Source organism: Bariatricus sp. SGI.154, assembly GCF_050313795.1.
Taxonomy (GTDB): domain Bacteria; phylum Bacillota; class Clostridia; order Lachnospirales; family Lachnospiraceae; genus CAMBRQ01.
This window is the reverse complement of sequence record NZ_JBNPMC010000001.1, coordinates 113,168-136,753: the sequence shown is the minus strand read 5'-3', so window position 1 is coordinate 136,753 and position 23,586 is coordinate 113,168. Positions and strand designations below refer to the sequence as shown.

The 23,586-nt window shown below is 42.8% G+C and carries 26 protein-coding genes; 20 read left to right on the top strand and 6 right to left on the bottom strand.

The genetic code is table 11. The annotated features are described in order from the left end of the window. Positions 1-13 precede the first annotated feature (13 nt). The 4 genes from ACQRBN_RS00705 (at position 14) to ACQRBN_RS00690 (ending at position 3,406) form a co-directional block, all read left to right on the top strand. A complete protein-coding gene (locus ACQRBN_RS00705; RefSeq protein ID WP_427737008.1) occupies positions 14-574 on the top strand; it encodes a chorismate mutase in 561 nt (186 codons plus the stop codon). Between the two features lie 141 nt (positions 575-715). Continuing rightward, on the top strand, positions 716-1,423 hold the full coding sequence (locus tag ACQRBN_RS00700; RefSeq protein WP_427737006.1) for a helix-turn-helix domain-containing protein: 708 nt from the start codon (positions 716-718) through the stop codon (positions 1,421-1,423). After that, complete coding sequence (locus ACQRBN_RS00695; RefSeq protein WP_427737005.1) at positions 1,420-2,145, top strand: LytR/AlgR family response regulator transcription factor; 726 nt, start codon at positions 1,420-1,422, stop codon at positions 2,143-2,145. The genes ACQRBN_RS00700 and ACQRBN_RS00695 overlap by 4 nt, the downstream gene beginning before the upstream one ends. Beyond that, a complete protein-coding gene (locus ACQRBN_RS00690; protein ID WP_427737004.1) occupies positions 2,138-3,406 on the top strand; it encodes a sensor histidine kinase in 1,269 nt (422 codons plus the stop codon). Before ACQRBN_RS00695 ends, ACQRBN_RS00690 begins: the two co-directional genes overlap by 8 nt. A 28-nt stretch (positions 3,407-3,434) precedes the next feature. On the opposite strand, the gene ACQRBN_RS00685 is transcribed toward ACQRBN_RS00690, so the two are convergent. The 4 genes from ACQRBN_RS00685 to ACQRBN_RS00670 all read right to left on the bottom strand — a co-directional run bounded on the left by ACQRBN_RS00685 (position 3,435) and on the right by ACQRBN_RS00670 (position 6,828). Then, positions 3,435-3,563 (bottom strand): hypothetical protein, encoded by a 129-nt coding sequence (locus ACQRBN_RS00685; protein WP_427737003.1) that lies wholly within the window; start codon positions 3,561-3,563, stop codon positions 3,435-3,437. Positions 3,564-3,566: 3 nt separating this feature from the next. Then, on the bottom strand, positions 3,567-4,121 hold the full coding sequence (locus tag ACQRBN_RS00680) for an accessory gene regulator B family protein (protein ID WP_427737001.1): 555 nt from the start codon (positions 4,119-4,121) through the stop codon (positions 3,567-3,569). Positions 4,122-4,446: 325 nt separating this feature from the next. Further along, positions 4,447-5,748 carry a cation:proton antiporter gene (locus ACQRBN_RS00675; RefSeq protein ID WP_427737000.1) on the bottom strand — a complete coding sequence of 434 codons (1,302 nt, stop codon included), beginning with the start codon at positions 5,746-5,748 and terminating at the stop codon, positions 4,447-4,449. 159 nt (positions 5,749-5,907) lie between these two features. Further along, positions 5,908-6,828, bottom strand: coding sequence for a LysR family transcriptional regulator (locus ACQRBN_RS00670; protein WP_427736999.1), 921 nt, complete (start codon positions 6,826-6,828; stop codon positions 5,908-5,910). A gap of 318 nt (positions 6,829-7,146) precedes the next feature. Between ACQRBN_RS00670 and ACQRBN_RS00665 the strand changes: the two genes are divergently transcribed. The 7 genes from ACQRBN_RS00665 (at position 7,147) to ACQRBN_RS00635 (ending at position 14,803) form a co-directional block, all read left to right on the top strand. Beyond that, positions 7,147-7,785 (top strand): endonuclease III domain-containing protein, encoded by a 639-nt coding sequence (locus ACQRBN_RS00665; RefSeq protein WP_427736997.1) that lies wholly within the window; start codon positions 7,147-7,149, stop codon positions 7,783-7,785. 63 nt (positions 7,786-7,848) lie between these two features. Then, positions 7,849-9,561 (top strand): IS1096 element passenger TnpR family protein, encoded by a 1,713-nt coding sequence (locus ACQRBN_RS00660; RefSeq protein WP_427736996.1) that lies wholly within the window; start codon positions 7,849-7,851, stop codon positions 9,559-9,561. Between the two features lie 61 nt (positions 9,562-9,622). Next, on the top strand, positions 9,623-9,907 hold the full coding sequence (locus ACQRBN_RS00655) for a hypothetical protein (protein WP_427736995.1): 285 nt from the start codon (positions 9,623-9,625) through the stop codon (positions 9,905-9,907). A gap of 211 nt (positions 9,908-10,118) precedes the next feature. Then, complete coding sequence (locus tag ACQRBN_RS00650; protein ID WP_427737236.1) at positions 10,119-10,892, top strand: ABC transporter ATP-binding protein; 774 nt, start codon at positions 10,119-10,121, stop codon at positions 10,890-10,892. Beyond that, positions 10,882-12,933, top strand: a complete 2,052-nt coding sequence (locus ACQRBN_RS00645; protein WP_427736994.1) for an ABC transporter permease — start codon at positions 10,882-10,884, stop codon at positions 12,931-12,933. The genes ACQRBN_RS00650 and ACQRBN_RS00645 overlap by 11 nt, the downstream gene beginning before the upstream one ends. Before the next feature lie 18 nt (positions 12,934-12,951). Next, positions 12,952-13,623 (top strand): response regulator transcription factor, encoded by a 672-nt coding sequence (locus ACQRBN_RS00640; protein WP_427736992.1) that lies wholly within the window; start codon positions 12,952-12,954, stop codon positions 13,621-13,623. Between the two features lie 76 nt (positions 13,624-13,699). Continuing rightward, positions 13,700-14,803 carry a sensor histidine kinase gene (locus ACQRBN_RS00635; protein ID WP_427736991.1) on the top strand — a complete coding sequence of 368 codons (1,104 nt, stop codon included), beginning with the start codon at positions 13,700-13,702 and terminating at the stop codon, positions 14,801-14,803. A gap of 83 nt (positions 14,804-14,886) precedes the next feature. On the opposite strand, the gene ACQRBN_RS00630 is transcribed toward ACQRBN_RS00635, so the two are convergent. Beyond that, positions 14,887-15,297 (bottom strand): MerR family transcriptional regulator, encoded by a 411-nt coding sequence (locus ACQRBN_RS00630; protein WP_427736990.1) that lies wholly within the window; start codon positions 15,295-15,297, stop codon positions 14,887-14,889. A 136-nt stretch (positions 15,298-15,433) separates the two neighbouring features. Here ACQRBN_RS00630 and ACQRBN_RS00625 point away from each other — a divergent pair, with 136 nt between their 5' ends. The 8 genes from ACQRBN_RS00625 to ACQRBN_RS00590 all read left to right on the top strand — a co-directional run bounded on the left by ACQRBN_RS00625 (position 15,434) and on the right by ACQRBN_RS00590 (position 21,243). Then, a complete protein-coding gene (locus ACQRBN_RS00625; protein ID WP_427736989.1) occupies positions 15,434-16,609 on the top strand; it encodes an iron-containing alcohol dehydrogenase in 1,176 nt (391 codons plus the stop codon). 29 nt (positions 16,610-16,638) lie between these two features. Further along, a complete protein-coding gene (locus ACQRBN_RS00620) occupies positions 16,639-17,316 on the top strand; it encodes a ThuA domain-containing protein (protein WP_427736988.1) in 678 nt (225 codons plus the stop codon). Next, positions 17,313-17,999, top strand: a complete 687-nt coding sequence (locus tag ACQRBN_RS00615; RefSeq protein ID WP_427736987.1) for an SDR family NAD(P)-dependent oxidoreductase — start codon at positions 17,313-17,315, stop codon at positions 17,997-17,999. Before ACQRBN_RS00620 ends, ACQRBN_RS00615 begins: the two co-directional genes overlap by 4 nt. Before the next feature lie 18 nt (positions 18,000-18,017). Beyond that, positions 18,018-18,689, top strand: coding sequence for a hypothetical protein (locus ACQRBN_RS00610; RefSeq protein ID WP_427736986.1), 672 nt, complete (start codon positions 18,018-18,020; stop codon positions 18,687-18,689). 260 nt (positions 18,690-18,949) lie between these two features. Continuing rightward, positions 18,950-19,132 (top strand): DUF6440 family protein, encoded by a 183-nt coding sequence (locus ACQRBN_RS00605; RefSeq protein WP_427736985.1) that lies wholly within the window; start codon positions 18,950-18,952, stop codon positions 19,130-19,132. Positions 19,133-19,149: 17 nt separating this feature from the next. Further along, a complete protein-coding gene (locus ACQRBN_RS00600) occupies positions 19,150-19,476 on the top strand; it encodes a PadR family transcriptional regulator (protein ID WP_427736984.1) in 327 nt (108 codons plus the stop codon). 1 nt (position 19,477) lies between these two features. Continuing rightward, positions 19,478-20,374, top strand: a complete 897-nt coding sequence (locus ACQRBN_RS00595; RefSeq protein WP_427736983.1) for a DUF2812 domain-containing protein — start codon at positions 19,478-19,480, stop codon at positions 20,372-20,374. Positions 20,375-20,643: 269 nt separating this feature from the next. Further along, positions 20,644-21,243, top strand: a complete 600-nt coding sequence (locus tag ACQRBN_RS00590) for a TlpA family protein disulfide reductase (RefSeq protein ID WP_427736982.1) — start codon at positions 20,644-20,646, stop codon at positions 21,241-21,243. Between the two features lie 86 nt (positions 21,244-21,329). Here the strand turns inward: ACQRBN_RS00590 and ACQRBN_RS00585 are convergent, their stop codons facing one another. Beyond that, complete coding sequence (locus tag ACQRBN_RS00585; protein WP_427736981.1) at positions 21,330-21,581, bottom strand: hypothetical protein; 252 nt, start codon at positions 21,579-21,581, stop codon at positions 21,330-21,332. 88 nt (positions 21,582-21,669) lie between these two features. On the opposite strand from ACQRBN_RS00585, the gene recQ reads away from it, so the two are divergent. Then, positions 21,670-23,532 (top strand): DNA helicase RecQ, encoded by a 1,863-nt coding sequence (recQ, locus tag ACQRBN_RS00580; protein ID WP_427737235.1) that lies wholly within the window; start codon positions 21,670-21,672, stop codon positions 23,530-23,532. Positions 23,533-23,586: the final 54 nt, after the last annotated feature.

Genomic DNA, 23,586 nt, shown 5'->3' with positions numbered 1-23,586 from the left:
AGGAGATGAAGATATGACGTTAGATGAGATACGCGTAGAGATAGATGCGATTGATTCACAGATGAAGCCTTTATTTATCCAGCGTATGGAATGTGCCAGGCATGTTGCCGAGACGAAGGCTAAAACCGGAGGGGATGTGTACGTGCCGGAGCGAGAAGCAGTGATCATTGAGAGACGTGCATCGGATGTAGATGCCGGGATTCATGATGAGTATGTAGCATTTTTAAAGCAGCTCATGAGTATTTGCAGAAGATACGAGTATGGCATTCTGCCAAAGATGCAGGAAGAGGTTCTTGCAGAGGCTCTTAAGGCGGCAGGAATGGATGCTGGGAAAGAGCATCAGCAGGTGAAGATTGCTTTTTGCTTAAGCAGCAGCAATAATAATCTGAACCTGTTCATTAATATGGTCAATCTGAACCAGGTTGATATATTGAGTATGAGTCTTGAGACGAAAGCAGAGAATCAGATTGTCCATATGACGCTGAAAGGGAATGTAGGAGAAAGCAATATGAGAAAACTTTTCTGTCAGATAGGAAAAGAGGCAGGAAACTTTCAGATATTAGAGTTAATTTAGAAGGAGAAAATAAGAGTCCATAGTTCTTTCATATGTAAAAAAGAATCCATATACTTCATAGGTAGAAAATATTCACATTTGGGATAGAAGTAGGACATTCGAAACATTCTAAAATATAGGAAAACCTATTGGAGAATGTGCATGGATTCATCAAATTATTCGAAAGTTCTACAAAGATTAACATCATATAGAAACTCTCTGAATAAAACTCAGGCAGAGATGGGCGAACAGTTCGGAATTGATCAGAGTCATTATTGGAAGATAGAGTCAGGAAGTAAGCGAATCTCTTATAAGAGCCTGAAGTATTTTGAAGAGCAAGGTGGAGATGTCTGCTATCTGATTACTGGAATCCCACGGAATTATGGGAAGATGGATGAACTCATTGCTAGATGCAGGACTACGGAGGGGAAGAAAGATCTTCTTGAAGTCATGCTATGGGCGATGAATCAGGGGATTGGGCTGGATCATCAGAAGAGTACGATATCCCCGAGGTCTTACAGAAGCCTGAAACTCTTTCAAGGTGAAAGTGATTCGGTATCTGTCTGGGAAAATATCCGTAGAGTGGAGGGCATATCCCAGGTAAGGATGGCAGAGATTCTGGATATTAATATAAAAAGATATCGGCGGATTGAGAAGATGTCGGTCTATCCGGATTCGGAGATTCTGAACACGTTATATTGTGAATTAGAATATTCTCCTTTAACGATTCTGGATTCTAGGTTATACTATTTAGATGAGATGAACTATATGTGGGAGGGATTTTCAGATACAGTTAAGGACAAGTTGGAAGTATTCCTTGAGACAGCGCTGGACTTAATAATTGAAAACGAGAGCGAGTACAATGAATGAAAAATATACTAATTGTAGAAGATAACAGGAAGACGCTTAATGCGCTTACGCAGGCAATTAGTAAGATAGAAAAGAATATTGTGGTTTATAAGGCGGAGACGTATGAAGAGGCGTGCGCGGTGGCATTTTCAAAGCGGATCGATGTGTTTGTGATTGATATTATTCTGACGACGGAAAAACCAGGAGATGTATCAGGAATCAGATTTGCAGATTTGGCCAGAAAGCACGACAGATATATGTTTACGCCTATTATTTTTATTACGGCGCTTACAGATCCTCAGTTGTATGCGTATAAGGAACTCCATAGTTTTGGCTATCTGGAGAAGCCATTTTCCATGAAGCAAGCTGTGGAACTGATCGAGCAGTCACTGAAGTATCAGGCGCCGCAGGAAGAGAACCAGATAATCTATCTTCGCAAAGAAGGCATATTGTTTGCGGTGCATTCCCAGAAGATTCTCTATGCAGAAGTGAAGAATCATATCTTAATTCTTCATATGGAGGATGAGATTCTGGAGATGCCATACATTACCATTAAGCAGTTATTGAAACAGGTGAATCAGGAGGTATTCCTGCAGTGCAGCCGCAGCACTGTAGTGAATAAGATGCATGTTAAATATATAGATATCGTGAACCGGTATATTGGAATCGATCAGGATGATATCCGGATAGAGATCGGTCCTTCTTATAAGAAAGCGGTATATCAGGAGTTTATGGATGATTAGGAGAATCTATGCTTTGCTGGAAATCTGCAATGTAATTCTCTGCCTGCATTTTCTGCATGGCAGAAAGATCAGGGTGGATCTTCCGGGAATCTTATTGGTATGTGCGGATGCCCTGATCTTTGAACTGATTCATACTTATGCGGTGAATCCAATCATGATCAGTATGCTTTATATTTTGACATTCGTATATTCCATGGTCGAATTTGACAGGGATGTCAAGAGAACCTTGATAAGCAATATGCTCTATGTTATGATTGTGGGCATTCTGCAATTGATGGTAAGTATACCTACGATCCTGTTTCCGCAGGATGGATTATCGGATAATCTGCTGGCGGTGTACATTAATCTTGGCGTACTGGTCGTTCAGTATCTGTCAAGAAGAAAACTGCATCAGTTATTTGAACTTGTATTAAAGAAGAATGTAGTCATATTCGTGGTGACCGCCATATTCTGTGCAAGTCTGGTCCAGTCGATCATTCAGTATAAACGGTATATGAAGATGTCGCTGGATGAACTATTGATGTTGATGACCTTCGGAAGCATGGTGTGTATCTTATCTTATTGCTGGCAGATGGAGCGGGAAAAATTATATGCCAAAGAAGTGGAACTAAAGATGCATGAGGTGTATGATGATTCTTTTCGGGAGATGATCGAGAGCATTCGGGAACGCCAGCATGATTTTTATAATCATATCCAGGCTATCCGATGTCAGCATTATTCCATACATAATTATGAGGAACTGGTGCGGGAACAGGATGCATATTGTGAGATGGTATTGCAGGACAATAAGTTCTATAGGCTGCTTAGCAGCAGTAATCCGGTGATTACCGGATTCTTATATGGGAAATTCAGTGAAGCGGATAGACGGGGAATTGAGATTGAATATTCGGTGAAGATATTGCCGGGCGACAGGGAGATACCGGTCTTCATATTGATCGAGATCTTGGGAATCTTATGGGATAATGCCATTGAGGCAGTCGCGGACATAGAAGAATCACGGGTGGCGCTTAAGATAGAAGAGGATGAGGATTCTCTTAGAATTGAGATGGCTAATCCGATTAAGAACATATCCCGTGCAGAGATTATGCGGTTTTTTGAAAATGGATATAGCAGTAAAGAAGGGCATATGGGACTTGGACTTGGCAAACTGCAGAAATATTCCCGCAAGTATGGGTTTGATCTGCTCGTAGATAAAGAAAATAGAGATAAGTCGGAATGGCTGATCATAGGTGTAATGATTACGAAAAGCCGTCATTCCTAGGCTGGAAATGACGGCTTTTAGGCATTGCTTATTCTTCTTCCGGGAATGGATATTCTCCAAAGAAGAGCATACTGCATCCTTTCCAGTGAAGGACATAGACAAAGGCGAGACAGAAACTGCCAAGCATGCCAGCCAGATTTCTCTTGATGAAATTCATACATTACACCTCCTTAAGAACGCTTTTCAAGTATGCTGCGCCAAGTTGCAGCATATGTATCATAATCACCCAGAAGCCAGTCGTAAGGTACCGGTTCGGGGGAAATATGAACACGCTGATAAAATACAGAAAGATTAGTACGGTTAGTACCATCTTATAGGAAAATATCTGACCGTGCTGTAGTTCCTTGTGGTAAGGAGATGGAATCGGCGAGATATAATAACCGATCATAATAGCAGCAGCCAGAAGTACCATTTGTATTAATCTGGCAGGAGCATACTGTGGCAATATGGTAATGCACACGTAGAGATAACAGAAGGATGTTATCAGACATGCCAGATAGGAGTTGCAGTGTAGCCCACCGCTATAGCGTCTCAGGATTAATAATAACGAGACACTGAAAAGATAGTATGTAAGATTGGAGGTATAGTAAAAGAATATTCCCATCAGTATGAATTTGCTGAATTCAGACAGAAGAGACATTAACACATAGTGTACTAACTTAACCTGGTAATCGGTATAATTGTGCTCTTCTTTTAAATATGAATAAAACTTCATCTTCGATACCTCCTGATATGCATTGGATATACATACATTAGGATACATGAGAATAGGAGGCAGGATAAAAAGTTTGACTGAAATGCGTAAATTGATAACTAAACATGAGAAAACCCGTTAACCTGACCGGCTAACGGGTTCTCGTTGTTGTTATAGTTATCTAAAAGGAATGAGAGTAAAGTGCGGCACCCGGAATCAAAATTCCTGGGTGCAATACTTTGTGAGGGGGGAGATAGTTGAATGTGTTCTTCAACTATCTGACTCTTAGTATAATGGATAAATGTGTCTAAAATATGTTCAATTCCTTAAACAAATCGAAAATTTCTTAAAAAGAAATGAAGTCTTCTCCTATCTGGCTGGAAGTATCATGTCCTTCCCCTCGGTAAAGGGGTGCATTTTCATAATATGAGGTGACCTCTTCTCCCTTTTGTAATGTACTGATATTCGGTCCGCTCTTGAATATGATCTTCAAAAGGATCGGAGTGATAATGGTTGTGATGATAACCACGATAATGACAGGTCCAAGGAAACTGCTTCCCAGCATTCCAAGTGCCTCTCCCTTGTTAGCAACAATCAAGGCGACCTCGCCACGGGAGATCATACCGACTCCGATTCGTTTGCACTGGTAATTCTTATAGCCACATGCCTTTGCGCCAAGACCGCAGCCTACGATCTTAGTCAGGATTGCTACGACAGTCAAGATGACTGCGAATTCTACAATCGCCAGATTCATCTTCGGCAGTTCTACTTTCAGACCGATACTTGCGAAGAATACCGGCGACAGCAACATATAAGATAGGGTATCGAATTTGCGCTGTATAAAGGTAGATTTACTCGTGTTGGAGATGATCAGTCCGGCAATGAAAGCACCGGTAATATCTGCAACACCGAAGAATTTCTCAGCAATATATGACATTACAAGACAGAACACGAATGCCATGATCGCATGCCTTCGAAGTCCTCTGTCTGCCCGGGCCGTCCAGGCTTTGTACGCTTTGTAGAAGAAGAAACCAACAATGCCGGAAAATGCGAAGAACCCCACAATCTTCAGCATGACAGCGGCAATATTGACAGACGAATCCGCAAGGCTGGTTACAATAGTAAGAGCCACGATTCCGAGAACGTCATCGATAATAGCAGCGCCAAGGATTGCATTACCGGAACGTGTCTTTAACTTTCCAAGTTCTTTTAGAGTCTCTACTGTAATACTTACAGAAGTTGCCGTTAAGATAACGCCGATAAAAATATTTTGTAAGAATATACTGCTGGAAGCATCGGAATCAATGATTCCCGGCTTGTTAAAGAACCATGCCGCGGCGAAGCCTCCAATTAACGGGACGATAACACCGCACAATGCGATAACGAAAGATGCTTTTCCGCTTGCCTTAAGTTCCTTGATATCTGTCTCAAGTCCGGCACAGAACATCAATATGATGACGCCGATCTCGGCTACATTATGTAAGAAATCCGTTTCAGTCAGGATTCCCAGCATAGCCGGTCCAAGGATAACCCCGGCAAGAAGTGCCCCTACAACTTGCGGCATCTGTACTTTTCTGGTTGCAAGTCCCAGAAGTTTTGTGGACAGCAGAATGACTGCCAGATCCAATAGGTATTTGTAGCTTTCCATAAATATGTCTCCTCTCGTTTCAGCTTCCTGTGATACCCTCCTTTTGTCTCGTCCCAAATTATAAGAGCATCTATTTCAAGTGTCAAACGAATTTGCGTTTTTCTACCTATGTAATATTTATATATCAGATATACAAATTGTATATTATACGATTGTCTGTTATACAGACTGAGAAGGAGACCGCCTTGTGACGCAGGTCTCTAACAGCAGGCGTTTTAAGGCATTGGCGGCAATACTTAGCGAGTGGCTTCTGTCTTCAATCAGGCAAATCGTGCGGAAGGGGATATCCTCATAGAGAGGGATCTGGCATACCTCGCCTGCTGCAAGAGCATCTAAAGCAAACTTCTCTGGTACAAAGCCAATTCCAAGACCATTCTTTACAAGAGGAAGAATCTGGTCGGTTGTAGCAACCTCCGTATCGGGATTCCATACCAGATCATGCTGTAAATAAAGTTTCGAATAGAATTCATAGGTGGCTGCTTCTTTGCCCAGGCTGATCAGCGGATAACCGGATAATTCGGACAGATGGTTCGTGGTATCTGCCAGAAAAGCATATTGGCTGCTTCCTATCAGAATCTCCTGGAATTGTACGAGCGGTGTCCTTTTTAGTGGTTTGTGCATCTCTTTGGGCGAGGTGACAATTGCAAAGTCAGCAAGACCGCTTTTTAGTACCTGCAGTGCTTGCGGTGTTGTATGGTTAGAGATACAGAGACGGATGCCGGGATAGGTCTGGTGGAATCTCTGAAGGATAGGCAGCAGCAGTATATGCAGCGCAGTTTCGCTGGTTTCAATGGTTATGCTGCCATTCGCAAGACTCTTGTCATTCGCCAGTTCCAGTTCAGCGGTCTGGATATGGTGATAGGCAATCGCAACATGGTGATAGAGTTTCTCTCCCTCAGGAGTAAGAGTCACTCCCCGGTTGGAGCGGATGAAGAGTTTGCAGCCGAGCTGGTTTTCAAGGTTGTTCATGAACCGTGAGACATTCGGCTGGTTGCTCATAAGCGCGGCAGCAGCTTTGGAAAAACTTTTATATTTGGCTACATAATAGAAGATACGGTAATAGTCGTATGTGATTTCCATAGTTCCTCCTGAATCATTTTATCTGTATATAATCTGCAAATACTATGTGGATTTGATATATCTGATGCATTTTATATGCATCTGGGATTTAACGATTATATACCGTGCGAAATCGGAAGTAAAGAGAAACAGAATAAAAAACATCAAAAAGCATTAAAATAAGAAGTCTTTTAGCAAAAACTTAACAAGTTACAGTGATTATGGTATGATTAGGAGCAAAGTAGATAAAAAATATGGTTCATAAGCATATTGGGATTAGGAAAAAAGAACTATGGAAGATTCCGGAATTAGATGGAACTATCTGGAGCAGGAGGAAGTATGACAAAAGAAGAATTAGCGTTGGAAGTGATTGAGCGCCTGAAAAAAGAATATCCGGATGCAGGATGTACCCTGGATTATGACCAGGCGTGGAAATTATTGGTGAGCGTCAGGCTGGCGGCGCAGTGTACAGATGCGAGAGTCAATGTGGTTGTGGAAGATCTGTATGCCAAATACCCGGATGTGGATGCCCTGGCAGCGGCGGAGGTAGAGGATATCGAGCGGATCGTCAGACCATGCGGGCTGGGAAAGAATAAGGCAAGGGATATTAGTGCCTGTATGAAGATATTAAAGGAAGAATATGACGGCAAGATACCGAAGGATTTTAACTCGCTTCTGAAATTACCGGGCGTGGGACGAAAGAGCGCGAATCTGATTATGGGAGATGTCTTCGGAGAACCAGCAATCGTAACGGATACACACTGCATACGTCTGGTCAATCGCATGGGGCTGGTGGGTGGAATCAAAGAGCCGAAGAAAGTGGAGATGGAACTGTGGAAGATTATTCCACCGGAAGAAGGAAGTGATTTCTGCCATCGTTTAGTATATCATGGACGGGATGTCTGTACGGCGAGAACGAAGCCATATTGCGACAGGTGCTGCCTGAGGGATATCTGTGCGAAGGTTGGAGTAGAGTGATCGGTATTGTCCGGTTATTTGTGAGACGCCAAACGAACAGATGAAAGATAAGAAAGGGGAATTATGGGCTATCAGATTAAAATTACAATAAGAGGAAGTAAGCCGCCAATCTGGAGAAGGGTGATTGTACCGGATAGAATTACGTTTGCCGATTTGGATGCAGTGATTGAAAGTGTATTTGGATGGACACATAGCCATCTGTATGAATTCTATTTTAAGAATGAAGATGCAATATTTACAATTGATCCGGATGATTATGGACAGGAAGATGCTGAGAAAGAGTGTATTGATGCATGGATGTGGGAAGGAAATAGGTGCGAATACACTTATGATTTTGGAGATGACTGGAAGCATGACCTGGTGGTAGAGAAGATTGTGCCGTATGAATACCGCTATGCTGCAGTGGTGAAGTCCAAAGGTCCATATATGTTAGAAGACTGCGGGGGACTGTGGAGATTCTATGAGTATATAGAGGAAGCAGAGGAGTTTGAACTGGAATATGCGAATCAAGTACTCAGGGGAATGGAGTTTGATGAGGCAGAGCCAAGAGATGCGGACGAGGAATTTGAGGAGTTTTTGAAATCTGTTGAAGGCAGAGAGATGCTATTGGATGAAATGGATCTGATGATGGATGAACTGTATGAGCGGAAAGTAATAGCGGAGAATTGGATAGAGCAAAATAAAGATGCTGGGGAGATTCCAACGTTAGAATCAGTTCTCATACAGTATCCGAAGAAAGTACTGACAATGATTGCTAAAGTGAATGCTTTTTCAGGATATACTTCATTAAAGAAAGCAGAATTGGCCAAGTGGATTGCCAAACGGCTGTTAGATGATGAGTATATGAGGGGTATACTTGAGGTGGTATCAAGAGAAGAAGTCGAAATATTCGAAAAAGCCATGAATCATCCGGCAGGGATCTGGATGAATGAGGAAGTGATTGGAAAATCATTGTTCTTGTGTGCGTACGGAGCGTTTAACATGGTGGGGGTGTTGAGGATTCCCAAAGATGTAAGGGAGAAATATCAGAATATCTTTACCATTCAGTATCGAAGAGATAAAGAACGGAAATGGCTGATAGCAGATTATTGTGAATGTGCCGGATATCTGTACGGTGTGATCCCAATTGATAAAATGGCAGGAATTTATCTTGAATATGAAAAAGATGAACTTACGATTGAAGAAGTGATTGATCTGATTGATGATGTTGTTGCGGCGGGTACTGCGATGTGTAGAAAGGGAGACCTTTTATTTCATAAAGACTTGGAAGAAGAAGAGATGTATCGCTGGCTTCTAGAGATGCAGGGAGAAGTTCCTTATTATGTTCCGGAGAAAAAAGAAGAATTCCTTTCATATATGATGGAATATGTAAGAGGGTATGACAATGATTTGGATGAACCGGCAAAGGAATTTGTAAAATTTGTTCAGACGGAGTACCAATTGGAAGAGCCTTTTTCAAAGATGATTTATTCCGAACTTAAGACTTGGGCTCATATGGGCTATGACTTGGATATGCTGATGGCGGCGTTTGAAGAAGGATTGAGGCAATTCGGAGAGTCGGTTTCAAGGCGTAAACAGGTGAAGACTATTGAGAAGAAGATGCGGAAACTGTTGAATCATACGCGTACAGTTGTTTGTAGGGGATATACAAGGGCAGAGTTATGCAATAGAGACCGTAAAACGGGTTTTTCCATAGTAGGGAAGACATATCCAAATGATCCTTGCCCTTGTGGCAGTGGGATGAAATATAAACACTGCTGTGGGAAGAAGAAATAACGGTGTAATCGTAGGAATAAGAGACAAAAGTTTGAAATATGGCAGATATGGAGGGAGAATTATGGCAGATGTTGTAGGAATGTTGGATGAGTTACAGAACAAGGCGTTAAGAGATGAAGAACTTAAGAAGAGATTGCTGGCTACCAGAGAGGAGAAAGATCCGGTATCGGCGTTTTGCAAAGTGTGCCGGGAACTTGGATATGAGATCTACGAGATGGAACTGATCTGCGCCGGAGAGGAGTTCCACGCTGCCATGAAAAGAAGTACGAACGGCGGTGGAGAGAATTCACCGATGCTGGCAGGGGAAGATGATTTCTATGAATTGTTTTTGGCGAATTTGGAATGAGTCGGAAGTGTACGGTGTCAATGAGAGTCATGGGCTGCTGAAGATCGGAATCTTTCGCAGCCCATGACTCTCACTGACGCCTGCCCATCCTGGTTCAGTTCTGCGTACACTGCAACCTCCCCTTTCACCAACTGTAAGTGTTCATTCCTTCCTGGCTGATTTATAATATAAATATGTAAAGACCAGAAGGAGGATTTAGCCTATGAGGAGTATGAATAAGATTTTAGAAGTGCAGTCGCTACGAAAGTATTACGGAAAGGGAGGAAGTATTACCAAGGCTTTGAATGGAATGTCTTTCCAGGTCCTGGAAGGAGAGTTTCTAGGAATTATGGGAAGTAGTGGTTCCGGAAAGACGACACTTTTGAACTGTATTGCGTCTACGATTCGTCCGACAGAGGGAAGGATTCTCCTGAAGGGTGAGGATATCGGAAGATTGAAAGGAAAGAAACTTGCTGATTATCGGGGGAATAAGATAGGCTATCTGTTTCAGAATTTTGAGTTATTGGATAATCTGACCGGGTGGGAGAATATTATGCTGCCGATGGCAATTCATAATATACCGGAGAAGGAGTGCAGACAGAGGATTCAGGAACTGACAAAGTATCTGGATATCAGGGAGGTGCTGATGAAGTTCCCGGCGCAGATGTCCGGGGGACAGAAGCAGCGTGTGGCAGCGGCAAGGGCGCTGGTTCTGGAGCCGGAGATTGTCCTGGCGGATGAGCCGACGGGGGCACTGGATAGCAAGAGTGCCAGAACATTGATGGAGAAACTGGCAGGACTTAATGAGGAGAAGGGAAGCACGATTCTCATGGTAACACATGATTCGAATGCGGCCAGTTATTGTTCCAGAATCTTATTCATACAGGATGGAATATTGTTCCACGAACTTCGACGGAGGATGCCGGAAGAAACCAGCGAAGAGTTTTATGAGAGGATTATTACGGTGTTAGCACAGTTGGGAGGAGGAAGTGCGAATGTTCTTTGATCTTGTACGCAGGAATAGTAAGAGAAGCAGAAGGGAAAATGGCATCTATTTTGTGTCTCTGATTGTGTCAATTGTGGCTTTTTACATTATATTATCGTTAGAGAATCAGGATGTAATGATATTTCTGAAGGAGATGGAGAGTGATGCGGTATCCAGGCTTCTTGGGCTGATTCCGGTTCTTTATGGAATGACTTTGTTCATTATATTTTTTCTGGTGTATTTTGCGGGTAAATATCAGTTGGATCGCAGGAATCATGAATTTGGCATTTATCTGATCTCTGGCATGAGGAAGACGAGATTATTCGGGATGCTGATTGCAGAAGATATTTTAAACAGTGTGTGGGCGCTGGCAGTCGGGATTCCGGTGGCAGTTCTGTTATCGGAAGTAATCAGTCTGGTGACGGCAAGGCTGGTAGGGCTTGGAATTGTGGGGCATAGGTTTACATTTTCGGTAGGAGCGGCAGGGTATACTATACTTGGATTCTTTCTTGTGAAGGCGGTTGCATTTGCAATATTAAGCGGCAGGATTGCCAAAACAGAGATTCAAAAGTTGTTGACAGATTCTCAGGAGGAGAAGCCAAGGAAAGTATGTGGAAAAAAAGTTGCTGTAGAAATGCTGATGGGGATTCTGCTATTATGTCTGGCGTATTGTCTGGCTATAAGAGGCATGGCATGGCGGAATATCCGAAATATGGGGATTACTATGCTGATCGGCATATGTGGAACTTTTCTGGCATTTTATGGAGTTAGTGCCGTGGTGGAATTGCTGTTTCGAAGGAAGAAAAAGGAAAGCGGTCTGAACGTGTTTACATTTCGGCAGATTCAGGAATATATTGCATTTAAGCCGAATACGCTGGCGATCGCTTCGCTTCTGATTCTGGCAGCGGTTTGCTGTTTTGGATATGGAGTGGCATTGTCTGTGGGAAGTTCTATTCATGAGGGACATTGTATGGACTATACCTTTCAGGGAGATGAAAAGGAAGTGAAAGATGCCGTAGGCTCTGGTGAAATATCAAAGTATTTTGATGAACTATTTGAGGTTCGGACGGGACTATTCTTTGCGGAACTTGATAGTGAGCATACGTTCAGTGCAGAGTCGTTTATAGATACAATAAGGCAGCAGAAGAATTCAGAAGATAAGGAGATCCTTCTGAACAATCTACAGTATTTTACCTCTCCATACCTGATTGAATTGTCAGGATATAACCGGATTCTGGAACTTGCGGGGAAGAAACCCATTCAGATAGAAGATAATCAGATGGTATTGTATAGTGATGCAGAGTTTACTACAGATTCCAGAGATAAGGTGGTGGAACAGGCACTTGACAGTCAGCCGTATGTGGAATTCGATGGGGAAAAATATCAGATCACGGAAGGATATTATCATGAAGGCCTGGTTACGGATCGGTTGATTACTATATCTTATGGATTGATCGTAACGGATAAGACATATGAGAAATTGCTGGAAGGAAGAGAGGATAATGTCTATTGGAATGCAACACTTGAGAAGAATTTTGTAGAAAAGGAAGGGCTGATGCGGGCGATTGCACAGGTGAATCGGCTGCTGGATGAAAAGGAAGTTCCGTATGAGAGTTATCTTCAGAATATAGGGAGGCAGTTATTCTACGTGGTAGGTTCCAGTTACCTGACAATCTATCTGGCAATTATTTTCCTGATTATATCGAATACGGTTCTGGGAGTGCAGTATCTGATGCAGCAGCAGAAAGATGGAAAGCGTTATCAGACATTGATACATCTTGGATGTGATTATAGGATGCTGTGCCGCTCTGCAAGGTCACAGATCCGGTGGTTTTTCTGTATACCCGTTGTGGGAGCAGCCATCAGCAGTGTGTTCGGTATTAAGTCACTATTTAGCGGGATTCTGATGACCAGTATGAAAAGCAAGACAACAACACTTTTTGTGATTGCTTTGGCTATGCTGCTCGTTCTGTGTGTGGTAGAATATATGTATGTTGCGGCAGTTATGAGAACCAGTGACAGGCATTTGCTAGAGATGTTAGAGATAAAGCGTGATGAGTAGGATGAGTAGGAGGATTCCATGCAGAAAATTATCATAGTAGAAGATGATCTGTACATGAGAGAAGAATTAGAGTATATGTTTCAAAAAGAAGGCTATGAGACTCTATGCATGGATTCTTTTGAACATGCGATAGATGACATTATCGCTGACTCTCCGGAGTTAGTGGTTCTGGACGTTAATCTGCCGGGAACTACGGGGTTCGAGATATGTAGAAAATTAAAGCAGCGCAGCAATATCCCGGTTCTGATCCTGACGTCCAGAGATCAGTTGAAAGACGAATTGCATGCATTGGGATTGGGTGCGGATGAATTCCTTACTAAGCCCTGCCATAAAGAGCGGCTGCTGGCGAGAGTGTCCAATCTGCTTAGACATTACGAAGGCAGAGGTAAATTAGTGGGAAGGGAAGGATTCCTGTTGGACAGGCAGACATATACGTTGTATTGGAAAGAACAGTCTGTGATTTTGCCGGAGAATCAGGGGAAGATTCTGGATATGCTTCTGACACATTGGGGAGAAACGGTTGCGAAAGAGACGCTGTGTGAAATGCTGTGGGGGACAACGGAATATATTGATGAGAATGCGCTTCAGGTTAATATGACGAGGCTTAAGAAATCTTTACTGAAACTTGGGGCAGATTATAAAGTGACTGCAATCCGTGGGGTAGGCTACAAAGTGGAAGCGGACGGATAAGATGTCAGATTTTTCGTATCATAGGAATGATGGCGAAAATGATCATAGAAATAATGATAATGGGATGAATATCGGAATGAAAAGAATCAGAGATTGGTGGAATAGATTACGGGAATATCGGTTGTGGCTGGCAGTGTTGCTTTTGGTGGATGCACTGCTGGGATTGCTTTTGTGGCTGCTGGATGCGAAGTCATTTTGGTCGTTATGTGGAATATTTTCCCTAAGTTCTATGGGGCTTTTCATTATTCTGGCATGTTATATTTATAGAAGGGATCAGCGTAGGGAGAAAAAAATCCTTGGATTCATAGAGAGTCCGGATGAATTCCATGAGGCGGAGGCGCTGGAAGCCTCATTTCCGCGGGAGAGGAAAGAGATTGAGATGATAGGCAGCAGAATGCGGGCATTAGAGCAAGAGATAAAAGAACTTAAAGCGCAGTTGGAAGGGCAGGAGGAATATGTAGAAGCCTGGGCGCACGAGATTAAGACGCCTCTTTCGCTGATGACATTCATGCTGGATAATCGAAGAGACGAGATACCCCAAGGAATATACTTGAGATTGCAGCATGCAAGAAATCAAATGCAGGAATATGTGAATCAGATGTTATACTATGAACGATTAAAGGCGGTTCATAAGGACTATATCTTTGAGAAGATATGTCTATCTGATTGTTGCGAGGAGATGCTGGAAGAGTATGGGAATCTTCTGCTTGAGAGTGGATTCGTAACGGTGTGCCGTATATCGGAACAGTGTAAGAATGTAGAAGATATGGATGACCAGGTCGTATCGGACAGGAAAGGGCTACAGTTCATACTAGGTCAGGTAATAAGTAATGCGGTAAAGTATAGAAAAGATACAGGAGAGCGGACTCTGATATTGGAATTGTCAGATGAGGTACGGGAACTTGGAAATGATATAGATAGAAAGAAAGGAGAAAGCCCGGAGTATACGATTCTGTGTATCAGAGACAATGGCAAAGGAGTAAAGCCGCATGAACTTCCGTTTATTTTTGATAAAGGATTTGCCGGTGATATCGGAGTGGGGAGGAAGAATGCAACTGGTATGGGACTGTATTTGGTGAAGATGATGGCGGAAGATCTGAATATCCAAGTAGAGGCACGGGCGGAGTGGGGAGTAGGATTCGAGATGAGGCTGTATTTCCCAAAGATATGTAAATATTAATCTGATATCTAAAATCCAGAAGGTTATAGAACTGGCTTTAATCACTCTGGCGGATATGATTGGGGATCTGTTGAATGATACTTTTAATCCATGAATTCCCTCCAGGAAGGTAATTCCCGATTCTCTGCAATTGCTTTTTTGATCGCCTCATGGTAGGCGATCTTTTCGTTAATATGTATCAGATCTGCAGTTATCTCTTCTAACTTCTGTTCCATATGAGTGCGGTGCTTATATAGAAGCGCCAGAATCTCATCAATGTTGGTGAATTCATTATCTTCCAGTGTAAAGAATCTGCTGATGTCTGTAATGGTAAGTCCGGCGCGCTTGAAGCAGCAGATGGCTTTCAAGCAGCCAATATGGTCTTCGGTATAGATGCGCTGTCCGGATGGTGTGCGGTCCACATTCTTCAGAAGTCCCATCTCCTCGTAATAGCGGAGAGTAGAGGAGGGGAGTTGGAATAATTGTGAGATTTCTTTGATGGTATATGTCTTCATTTGGTCACTTCCTTTGAATATTTTTCTTTATAATTATTTTCAGTTTTATGCTTGACTTCAAGTATACTTGAAGTGCTATCTTTTGTAAAGAAGTAAGGTGTTCATATAAGTGAAAGAAGAAGGGAAGTTATAGATTATGGATAATTTTACATTTTATAGTCCGACATATTTTGTATTTGGAAAAGAAGAAGAGAACAATGCAGGGAAATATGTTCAACGGTTTGGTGGGAAAAAAGTTCTGATTCATTATGGCGGGGGAAGTGCAGTACGTTCCGGTCTTCTGGATCGTGTGAAAAAGTCATTGACCCAGGCCGGTCTGGAGTATGTTGAGCTTGGAGGAGTAAAACCAAATCCCAGAAGTGGTCTGGTGTATGAAGGAATTGGGCTTTGCCGGAAAGAAAAGGTAGATTTTATACTGGCAGTTGGCGGCGGAAGTACGATTGATTCAGCGAAGGCAATTGCGATTGGTGTTCCGTATGAGGGAGACTTTTGGGACTTTTATCAGGGAAAGGCTGCTGCAGAGGCACTTCCGATAGGAACAGTCCTGACGATTGCGGCAGCAGGAAGCGAGGGTGGAAATGGTTCTGTCATTACGCATGAGGAAGGGAATTACAAGCGTGCTACTGGAAGTGAAGTACTCTATCCAAAATTCTCCATTCTGAATCCTGCGCTGACCCAGACTCTTCCGGCATATCAGACAGCCTGTGGTATTACAGATATTATGGCACATCTTTTGGAGAGGTATTTTACGAATACGAAGGAAGTAGAAGTAACGGACCGCCTGTTGGAGGCATTATTGCTGACGATGATCAAAGAAGGCCCAAAAGCAATAGAGAATCCGAACGATTATGGCGCAAGAGCGAATATTATGTGGGCTGGCATGATGGCGCACAATGATTCCTGTGGCGTAGGACGCAGCCAGGACTGGGCAAGTCATGAGATTGAACATGAGTTGTCAGGGGCTTATGATTGTGCACATGGCGCAGGTCTGGCGGTTGTAATGCCAGCTGTTATGAAGTATAATATGTACCGTGATGTGAATCGTTTTGCGCGTCTGGCTGTCAATGTATGGGGCTGTCAGATGAATTTTGACCATCCGGAAGAAACTGCAAAAGAAGGAATCGAAGCATTTCAGCATTTCCTTGCAAAGATCCATATGCCTTCTAACTTAGAAGACCTTGGAGCCAGAGAAGAAGATATTGAGATGCTGGCACACAATTGCAGTTACGGTGCGGGAAGAACCGGTATTCTGAATGGATTTGCGGCATTGACAGAACAGGATATTATCAATATCTATCATTTGATGGGTTAGAACAGATTATAAAGAGATAGGTGAGTAAGATGCAGAAAATATTAGTATTGTGTGATGATATATGGCATCCGGCAGAAGTAATTGAAAAGGGGATGCTCCCTCTGGCAGGAGATGCTTATGAGTTTGATGTTGTTAAAGCAGCAAAAGATATCCTGACGCCTGAGATGCTTGAAGAGTATCCGCTTATTATCTGCTGCAAGAGCAATAATGTAACCTCGGGAAATTCGGCGCCTTGGTTTGAGAATACGGTAACCGAAGTCATGGGTGCAGAGTTCCGTAAGTATGTGGAGAGAGGCGGCGCGTTTCTTTCGGTTCATTCAGGGAATGTCTTTATGGGTGATGGAGACGGTATCAAAGAGTATACGGAATTCGTGGGCAATCGTTTCCTGTCTCATCCGCTCCGGTGCGGGGTGACACTGAGAAAAGAAAAGGAACATCCGATTATGCAGGGAGTAGAAGCACGGTTTGATATTCGGGATGAGCATTATCAGATGGAGATTCTGGCAGATGATGCAGATGTATTCCTTACCTCAGTCTCCGAGACCGGAGGTATTCAGATTGCCGGATATACCAGAAAAATAGGCGATGGGCGGCTTTGTGTCCTGACGCCGGGACATACGCTTTCTGTCTGGAAAAATGAGCAGTTCCAGAGAATCTTTTTGAATGCGGTCAATTGGTGTCTGCATGGAGAGGAGGATGCTGAATGAAACGTGTATTTATCACAGGAGCTGATCGTGGGATTGGATTCGCGCTTTGCAGATGCTTTTTGGAAAACGGCTGGCAGGTATTTGCCGGACGTTTTATGAAGGAATGGAACGAGTTGGAAACACTTAAGAAAGAATATGGACAGCGGCTTTCCATGATTAATCTGGATGTAGGGAGTCAGGAGTCTGTCAGTCAGGCAGCATCCGAAGTGGAAAGGCAGACGGATTATATAGACATGTTAGTGAACTGTGCCGGAATCTTCCGGAATGGAAGCAGTGAGACGACAGTCAATTGTCTGAACATCAATACAGTGGGACCAATCCGCATGGTGGAGGCGTTTCTTCCATTGATGAAGCAAGGCGAGAAGAGACTGTGTTTCTTTTCTTCGGAAGCGGCATCCATAACACTGGCCCATCGGAAAGGCGACGTATCCTACTGCGTTTCAAAGACGTGTCTGAACATGGCAGTCCGCCTGATGTTTGAAAGGCTAAAGCCGCAGGGATACAAGTTCCGGTTATACCATCCGGGGTGGGTTCGTACTTATATGAGCGGACAGAAAAGTACAGTCGGGAATTTTGAACCGGAAGAAACGGCAGCAGTTGCATATGAGCAGTTTATTTCAGACCGTGATTGGGAAGATGTATTGATTCTAAGTGATGTATCCAATGAAATATGGCCATTTTAGAAGTTGGGAGAAAACGAGATGAGTAGAATTGTTTTAAGTATAGATAATGGGAATCACTGTCAGGAAGAGGCGAAGAATTATCTGAGTTCTCATGACTGTAAAGTATATACCTTATCGGGCAGAGCCCGCCAGCCGAAGGCATGTATTGCGGGATGCCCGAAGGAGTATGCGTGGTTAGAAGGCGAAGATATCCAGGGATTGCTGGCTGAAATCGAGAGGAATGAGGGGAGAATTGATCTTCTGCTCTTTGGAATTGATGAACAGATACCAGAAGATAGTTTCATAGGAAATCATGACTGTGAGGAGCTTTTGGAGGTGCTGGGAGAACAGATCAATCATACGGAGTATATCATCGAAGCAGCGCTTCCATTGTTGCGAAAAGGGAATCTAAAGCGTATCGGGATGATCACGAAGAAGGATTCCAGTGTCAGTTATTGTAAAGATGACCGTAATTATGGACGGCATATGGTCTGGGCAGGACTCAATATGGTAGGCAAACTGTATTTTAATATGCTTCGCCCGGAGGGATTCACCTTCCGGTGGTACTGCGCCGAAGACAATGCAGGTGGTATGTCAGCGGGAGAATATCTTTTGAAGGGATTGTGCTATGATCCGAATGAGCCTTATATTCATTCGGATGAGAATCGGTTTGTCATGAGAGATTCTTATCTGAGGGAGATTCCCTGGTAAAAGAGATAAAGCGAATATTGCGGCACAAGTATTCCGGGGACTGATGATCCCATGAGTGCCGGTATCCATTCTTCAGTTGCATAATGATGATCAGGCTGTTACATTTGCAAATTAAATCGTGAATGTAACAGTCTTTTTATATACATGAATAAAAGTAAAAAATATGTTGACAGACGATATATGTCGTGATACGATATAGAAAAGATGAGTCGAGTGACGACATAACGTTGGACGACATAGAAGAAAAGGAGAAAATTACAATGGCAAACAAAGAAAGGTTTGAAAAAGTTTATTCACAGGGAAAGGTAAATGTAACAGAAATTTGGGTAGATAAGGAGACAGGCGTGAATTACCTGTATCATGTATCCGGCTATTCAGGAGGATTGACTCCATTATTAGACAGGGAAGGAAAACCAGTGATTACATCTGTATATCCGGAATAGAGACGTGAGGTGTATATATGGGAAAGAAAGTAGAACCGCTGACAGAGAGTTATTTTTACATTCTGCTTTGCCTTGCGGAAGGTCCGAATCATGGCTACGGCATCATGCAGAAGACAAAGGAATTGTCAGAAGGTGAAGTGAAGATTGGTTCTGGTACGATGTACGGGGCTACCGGGAACATGATGAAGAAAGGTTGGATTGTTGAGCGCAATGATTACAGCGAGGGCACTGAGCGCAGAAGGATGTATGAACTTACAGAAGAAGGAAGAGAAACCCTGGATGCTGAGATTAACAGATTGAAGCGTCTGCTGGCAGGAGCAAAGAGCATATTGAAGGGAGAATAATATGGGAAAGTTGAAGACAAGTCATAAGGCCTATGCAGCATGGGATTACGGGAAGGAGATTGAAGATCTGAATCAGAAGTCCAGGGAAGGATGGCAATTGGTAAAGGGCGGATGTTTCAGGAGTGTATTTGAGCAGGATGAACAGGTAGTTTATCGGTATCAGTTGGATTATAATACGGATATTGAGAATCGGATGCGGTATATTGAAACGTTTCGGGAACAGGGATGGGAGTATATGAACTCTACTTTTAATGGATGGCATTATTTCCGCAAGCCTTATGACCCGGAACTTCCCGAAGAAGAATATGAGATCTATACAGATTCTTCCGGCCTCTCAGAGATGGAGCAGAGATGGACACGGCTGGCAACGATTTTGTTAATTGCAATGAGTATTATGGGGATTACTATGTTGATAAAAGGAGTACAGTACCCGGAATGGCCAAGGGTGCCAATGATTCTTTTGTATCTGGACTTTATTGTATTTATCGGAATAGGACTCCGCCGCTTGAAAAAGAAAGATAAAGAGTATCATAAAGTGTTTCCCTTGTCTGCGATGGTGTATATCGCAGTTGTATGCTGGATTGTCGGAGTTATGTTGTCGGTGTTTCGTCCGGATGTAAGTGGTACGATCAAGGGAACTGGCAGTACCAGAAGTTATGAGAATTTTAAAGTAAGTTATCCTGACAATTATTACCTGGATCTTACAATGGATAATGAGATACCGTGTGAATTCCAGATTGTGGATCAGAAAGGAGATATTGTATATTCTAATCAGGAAGAAAAGGTGGAAGAAGAGAGTATACAACTGAGATTATCCAAGGGCACATATCAGATTAATATAGTAGCGGAGGATGATGGTACGGGTGGAAATACGCAGGTAGCGTATGAACTGAATTAAGTGAGAAGGCCCATAGTAAGAAAATAGAGAAGAGGCTGCAACATTTATCTTATAAAAGGTAATGTTCGGTCTCTTTGTCGCGATTATGATAGTAGTTAGGATAGGTACTGTTTTTATTTGATTATGAAGTTGTGGTAAGTTATAATGTTGATTAGTCTTATAATTGTGTCTGGAAGATTTGAGAATTTCTAAGACAGACTGGTTGCTATAGGATATTTGTAAAGTAAGGAAACTGGATTTAAAGGATTCTAACAAAGAGGAGGAAGAATATGAGGAAGCGAAGAATAAAGGAAATTATTGTGATGATAGTTTTACTGGTTCTTTTGTCTGTTGCATGTGGTTCTAATCAGGACGAGGACAGTGCCAAGAAGGATAATGCGGAACAGAATGTAGAGGATGCTTCAGTGGAACAGTCTGTATCAAAAGAGAAGCCTTTTGGAAATTTTCAATCGGAGACATTGGAAGGGGAAGAGATAACTCAGGAAGTATTTTCCAATTCAAACCTTACCATGGTAAATATCTGGGGAACATTCTGCGGTCCATGCATTCAAGAGATGCCAGAACTGGGAGAACTGAGCCGGGAGTATGCGGACCAGGGATTGCAGATCATCGGTATGTTGTGTGACGTAGAAGAAGCAGGCGATGAGACTGCATTAGAGATTGTGGAGAAGACACAGGCAGATTATCCGCATATTGTTGCATCTATGGGACTGAAACTAGGAATCTTGAACGAGGTATATGCTGTTCCAACTACAATATTCGTGGATCAGGAAGGAAACCAGATTGGTGAAGTGTATTCGGGGGCGCGTGATAAGGAAGGCTGGACAGAGGTTATTGAAGAACTGTTGAAACAGGTGAAAAAGGAATAAAAGCAACGTGTTATGCAAATGAAAAACAGCACGGCGTATGTGCTGTTTTCATTGCATAATCGCATATTGGAAAGTTTTAGCAGTGTTTAATTATTGGTAGTTTTCAGGCTTCTTAAGCAATCAATAAGTTCCATATCATTAGCCTGCAATTTGATATTTGAGCAATAGTTTTTGCCCTCCGGCGTGGTGACAGTGATTTCGATTACAGTTCCTTCTTTCATTGCTTCCTGGGATACAGCATTTATAAATAGCGGGAATTTGGGGTGGTTAGCACGAAAACGGTCCATACATCCCTTTATTTTTTGAAGCATGGCAATTTGATTAAAATTCATATTCATAATCTATTTCCTCCTTCGAAAGTTTCTCTATGTGGCATTATAATGGAATTGAGTGTAATAGTCAAAGAGGTATTTGGAATTGAGTAAGATGACAGCGGAAAAATTATTAAAACAGTATTTTGGTTATGATGATTTCAGAGAAGGTCAGCGTCCCTTAATTAATGCCGTTTTGGAAGGACGGGATGTGCTTGGGATTATGCCGACGGGAGCCGGGAAATCAATGTGTTTTCAGATACCGGCTCTCATGATGGAGGGGATTACGCTTGTGATATCTCCATTGATATCGCTGATGAAGGATCAGGTCGGGGCATTGAACCAGGCGGGGATTCATGCGGCTTTTCTGAATAGTTCACTGACAATGGGACAGTATGTCAAAGCATTGCGTCTGGCAAAGGAAGGGCGCTATAAGATTATTTACGTGGCGCCGGAGCGGCTGGAGACGGAAGGATTTTTAGATTTTGCATTGTCTCGTAATGTGAAGATTTCTTTCATGGCAGTAGATGAAGCCCATTGTGTGTCTCAGTGGGGGCAGGATTTTAGACCTAGCTATCTTAAGATTATGGAATTTCTTAAGCGGCTTCCTTATCGTCCGGTAGTAGGAGCATACACGGCAACGGCCACAGAAGATGTGCGGGATGATATTATGGATATTTTAGAACTACAGAATCCTTATGTTATGACAACTGGATTTGATAGGGGGAATCTTTATTTTGCGGTAAAGAAGCCGGTAGACAAGTATAAGGAATTGGTGAGATATCTACATAAGAGAGAAGAGGATATGCCGGGAAGCAGTGGGATTGTCTATTGCCTGACGAGAAAGAATGTGGAAGAGGTCTTCTATAAGTTGAGAGAAGAGGGGTTCTCTGTCACCCGGTATCATGCGGGATTAAGTGACGAAGAGCGGCGGGAGAATCAGGATGATTTCATCTATGACAGGCGGCAGATCATGGTGGCGACGAATGCATTTGGTATGGGGATAGATAAGTCGGATGTGCGTTTTGTCATTCATTATAATATGCCTAAAAATATGGAGAGTTACTATCAGGAGGCTGGACGAGCCGGACGAGATGGAGAGCCTTCGGAGTGTATCTTATATTATGAACCTATGGATGTAAGGACGAATCGTTTCTTTATAGAAAATAATGAGGATAATGAAGAACTGGACGAATTCACCCGACAGTTGGTGAAGGAGAGGGATACGGAGAGGTTAAAACAGATGACATTCTATTGTTTTACTTCCAATTGTCTTCGCAATTATATCCTGAATTATTTTGGAGAGCACAGTTCTGGCTATTGTGGCAACTGTCTGAATTGTATGACTCAATTTGAAGAAGTGGATATTACGAAAGAAACGATGGCAATTATGAATTGTATTGATGCAAACCGGATGAAATATGGACTTACAACGATTATTGATGTGCTGCGTGGTGCGAAGAATCAGAAGGTCCGTTCTAAGGGACTGGATCGTAATCCTGAGTATGGAACTCTTGCGGCAGTTACCGTGCCAAGACTTAGACAGATCATGCAGGAATTAATGTATCAGGGATATCTTGAGTTGACCGGAGACGAGTATCCGGTGATTAAGACCACGGGATTGGCAGCAGACTGGCAGGCAGAGGATGAACCGCTGTTCATGAAACTTGCGAAAGAAAAAGAGCCGGATGTGTCAGAAAAGACATCTAAGAAGAACAGGCGTAAAAAGGCGGGAGCGGCAGCGGTATTGGCGGAAAAGGACTTGGGATTGTTCGAGGCATTGCGGGTTTTGCGTAGAGAGATTGCAGCAGAAGAAAAAGTACCGCCGTATATTATATTTTCAGATAAGACCTTAACGCTGATGAGTGCGGTGCGTCCGAAAAATGCAGAAGAGATGTTAGGGATTAGTGGTATTGGTGAGTTTAAATTGGGAAAATATGGCAATCGATTCCTGGAGGTTATTGCGAAATATAATTAAGATGATGCAGCCGGGAGAAACAGATAACTGGCAAAGTGCCAAAGTAACAAAAGA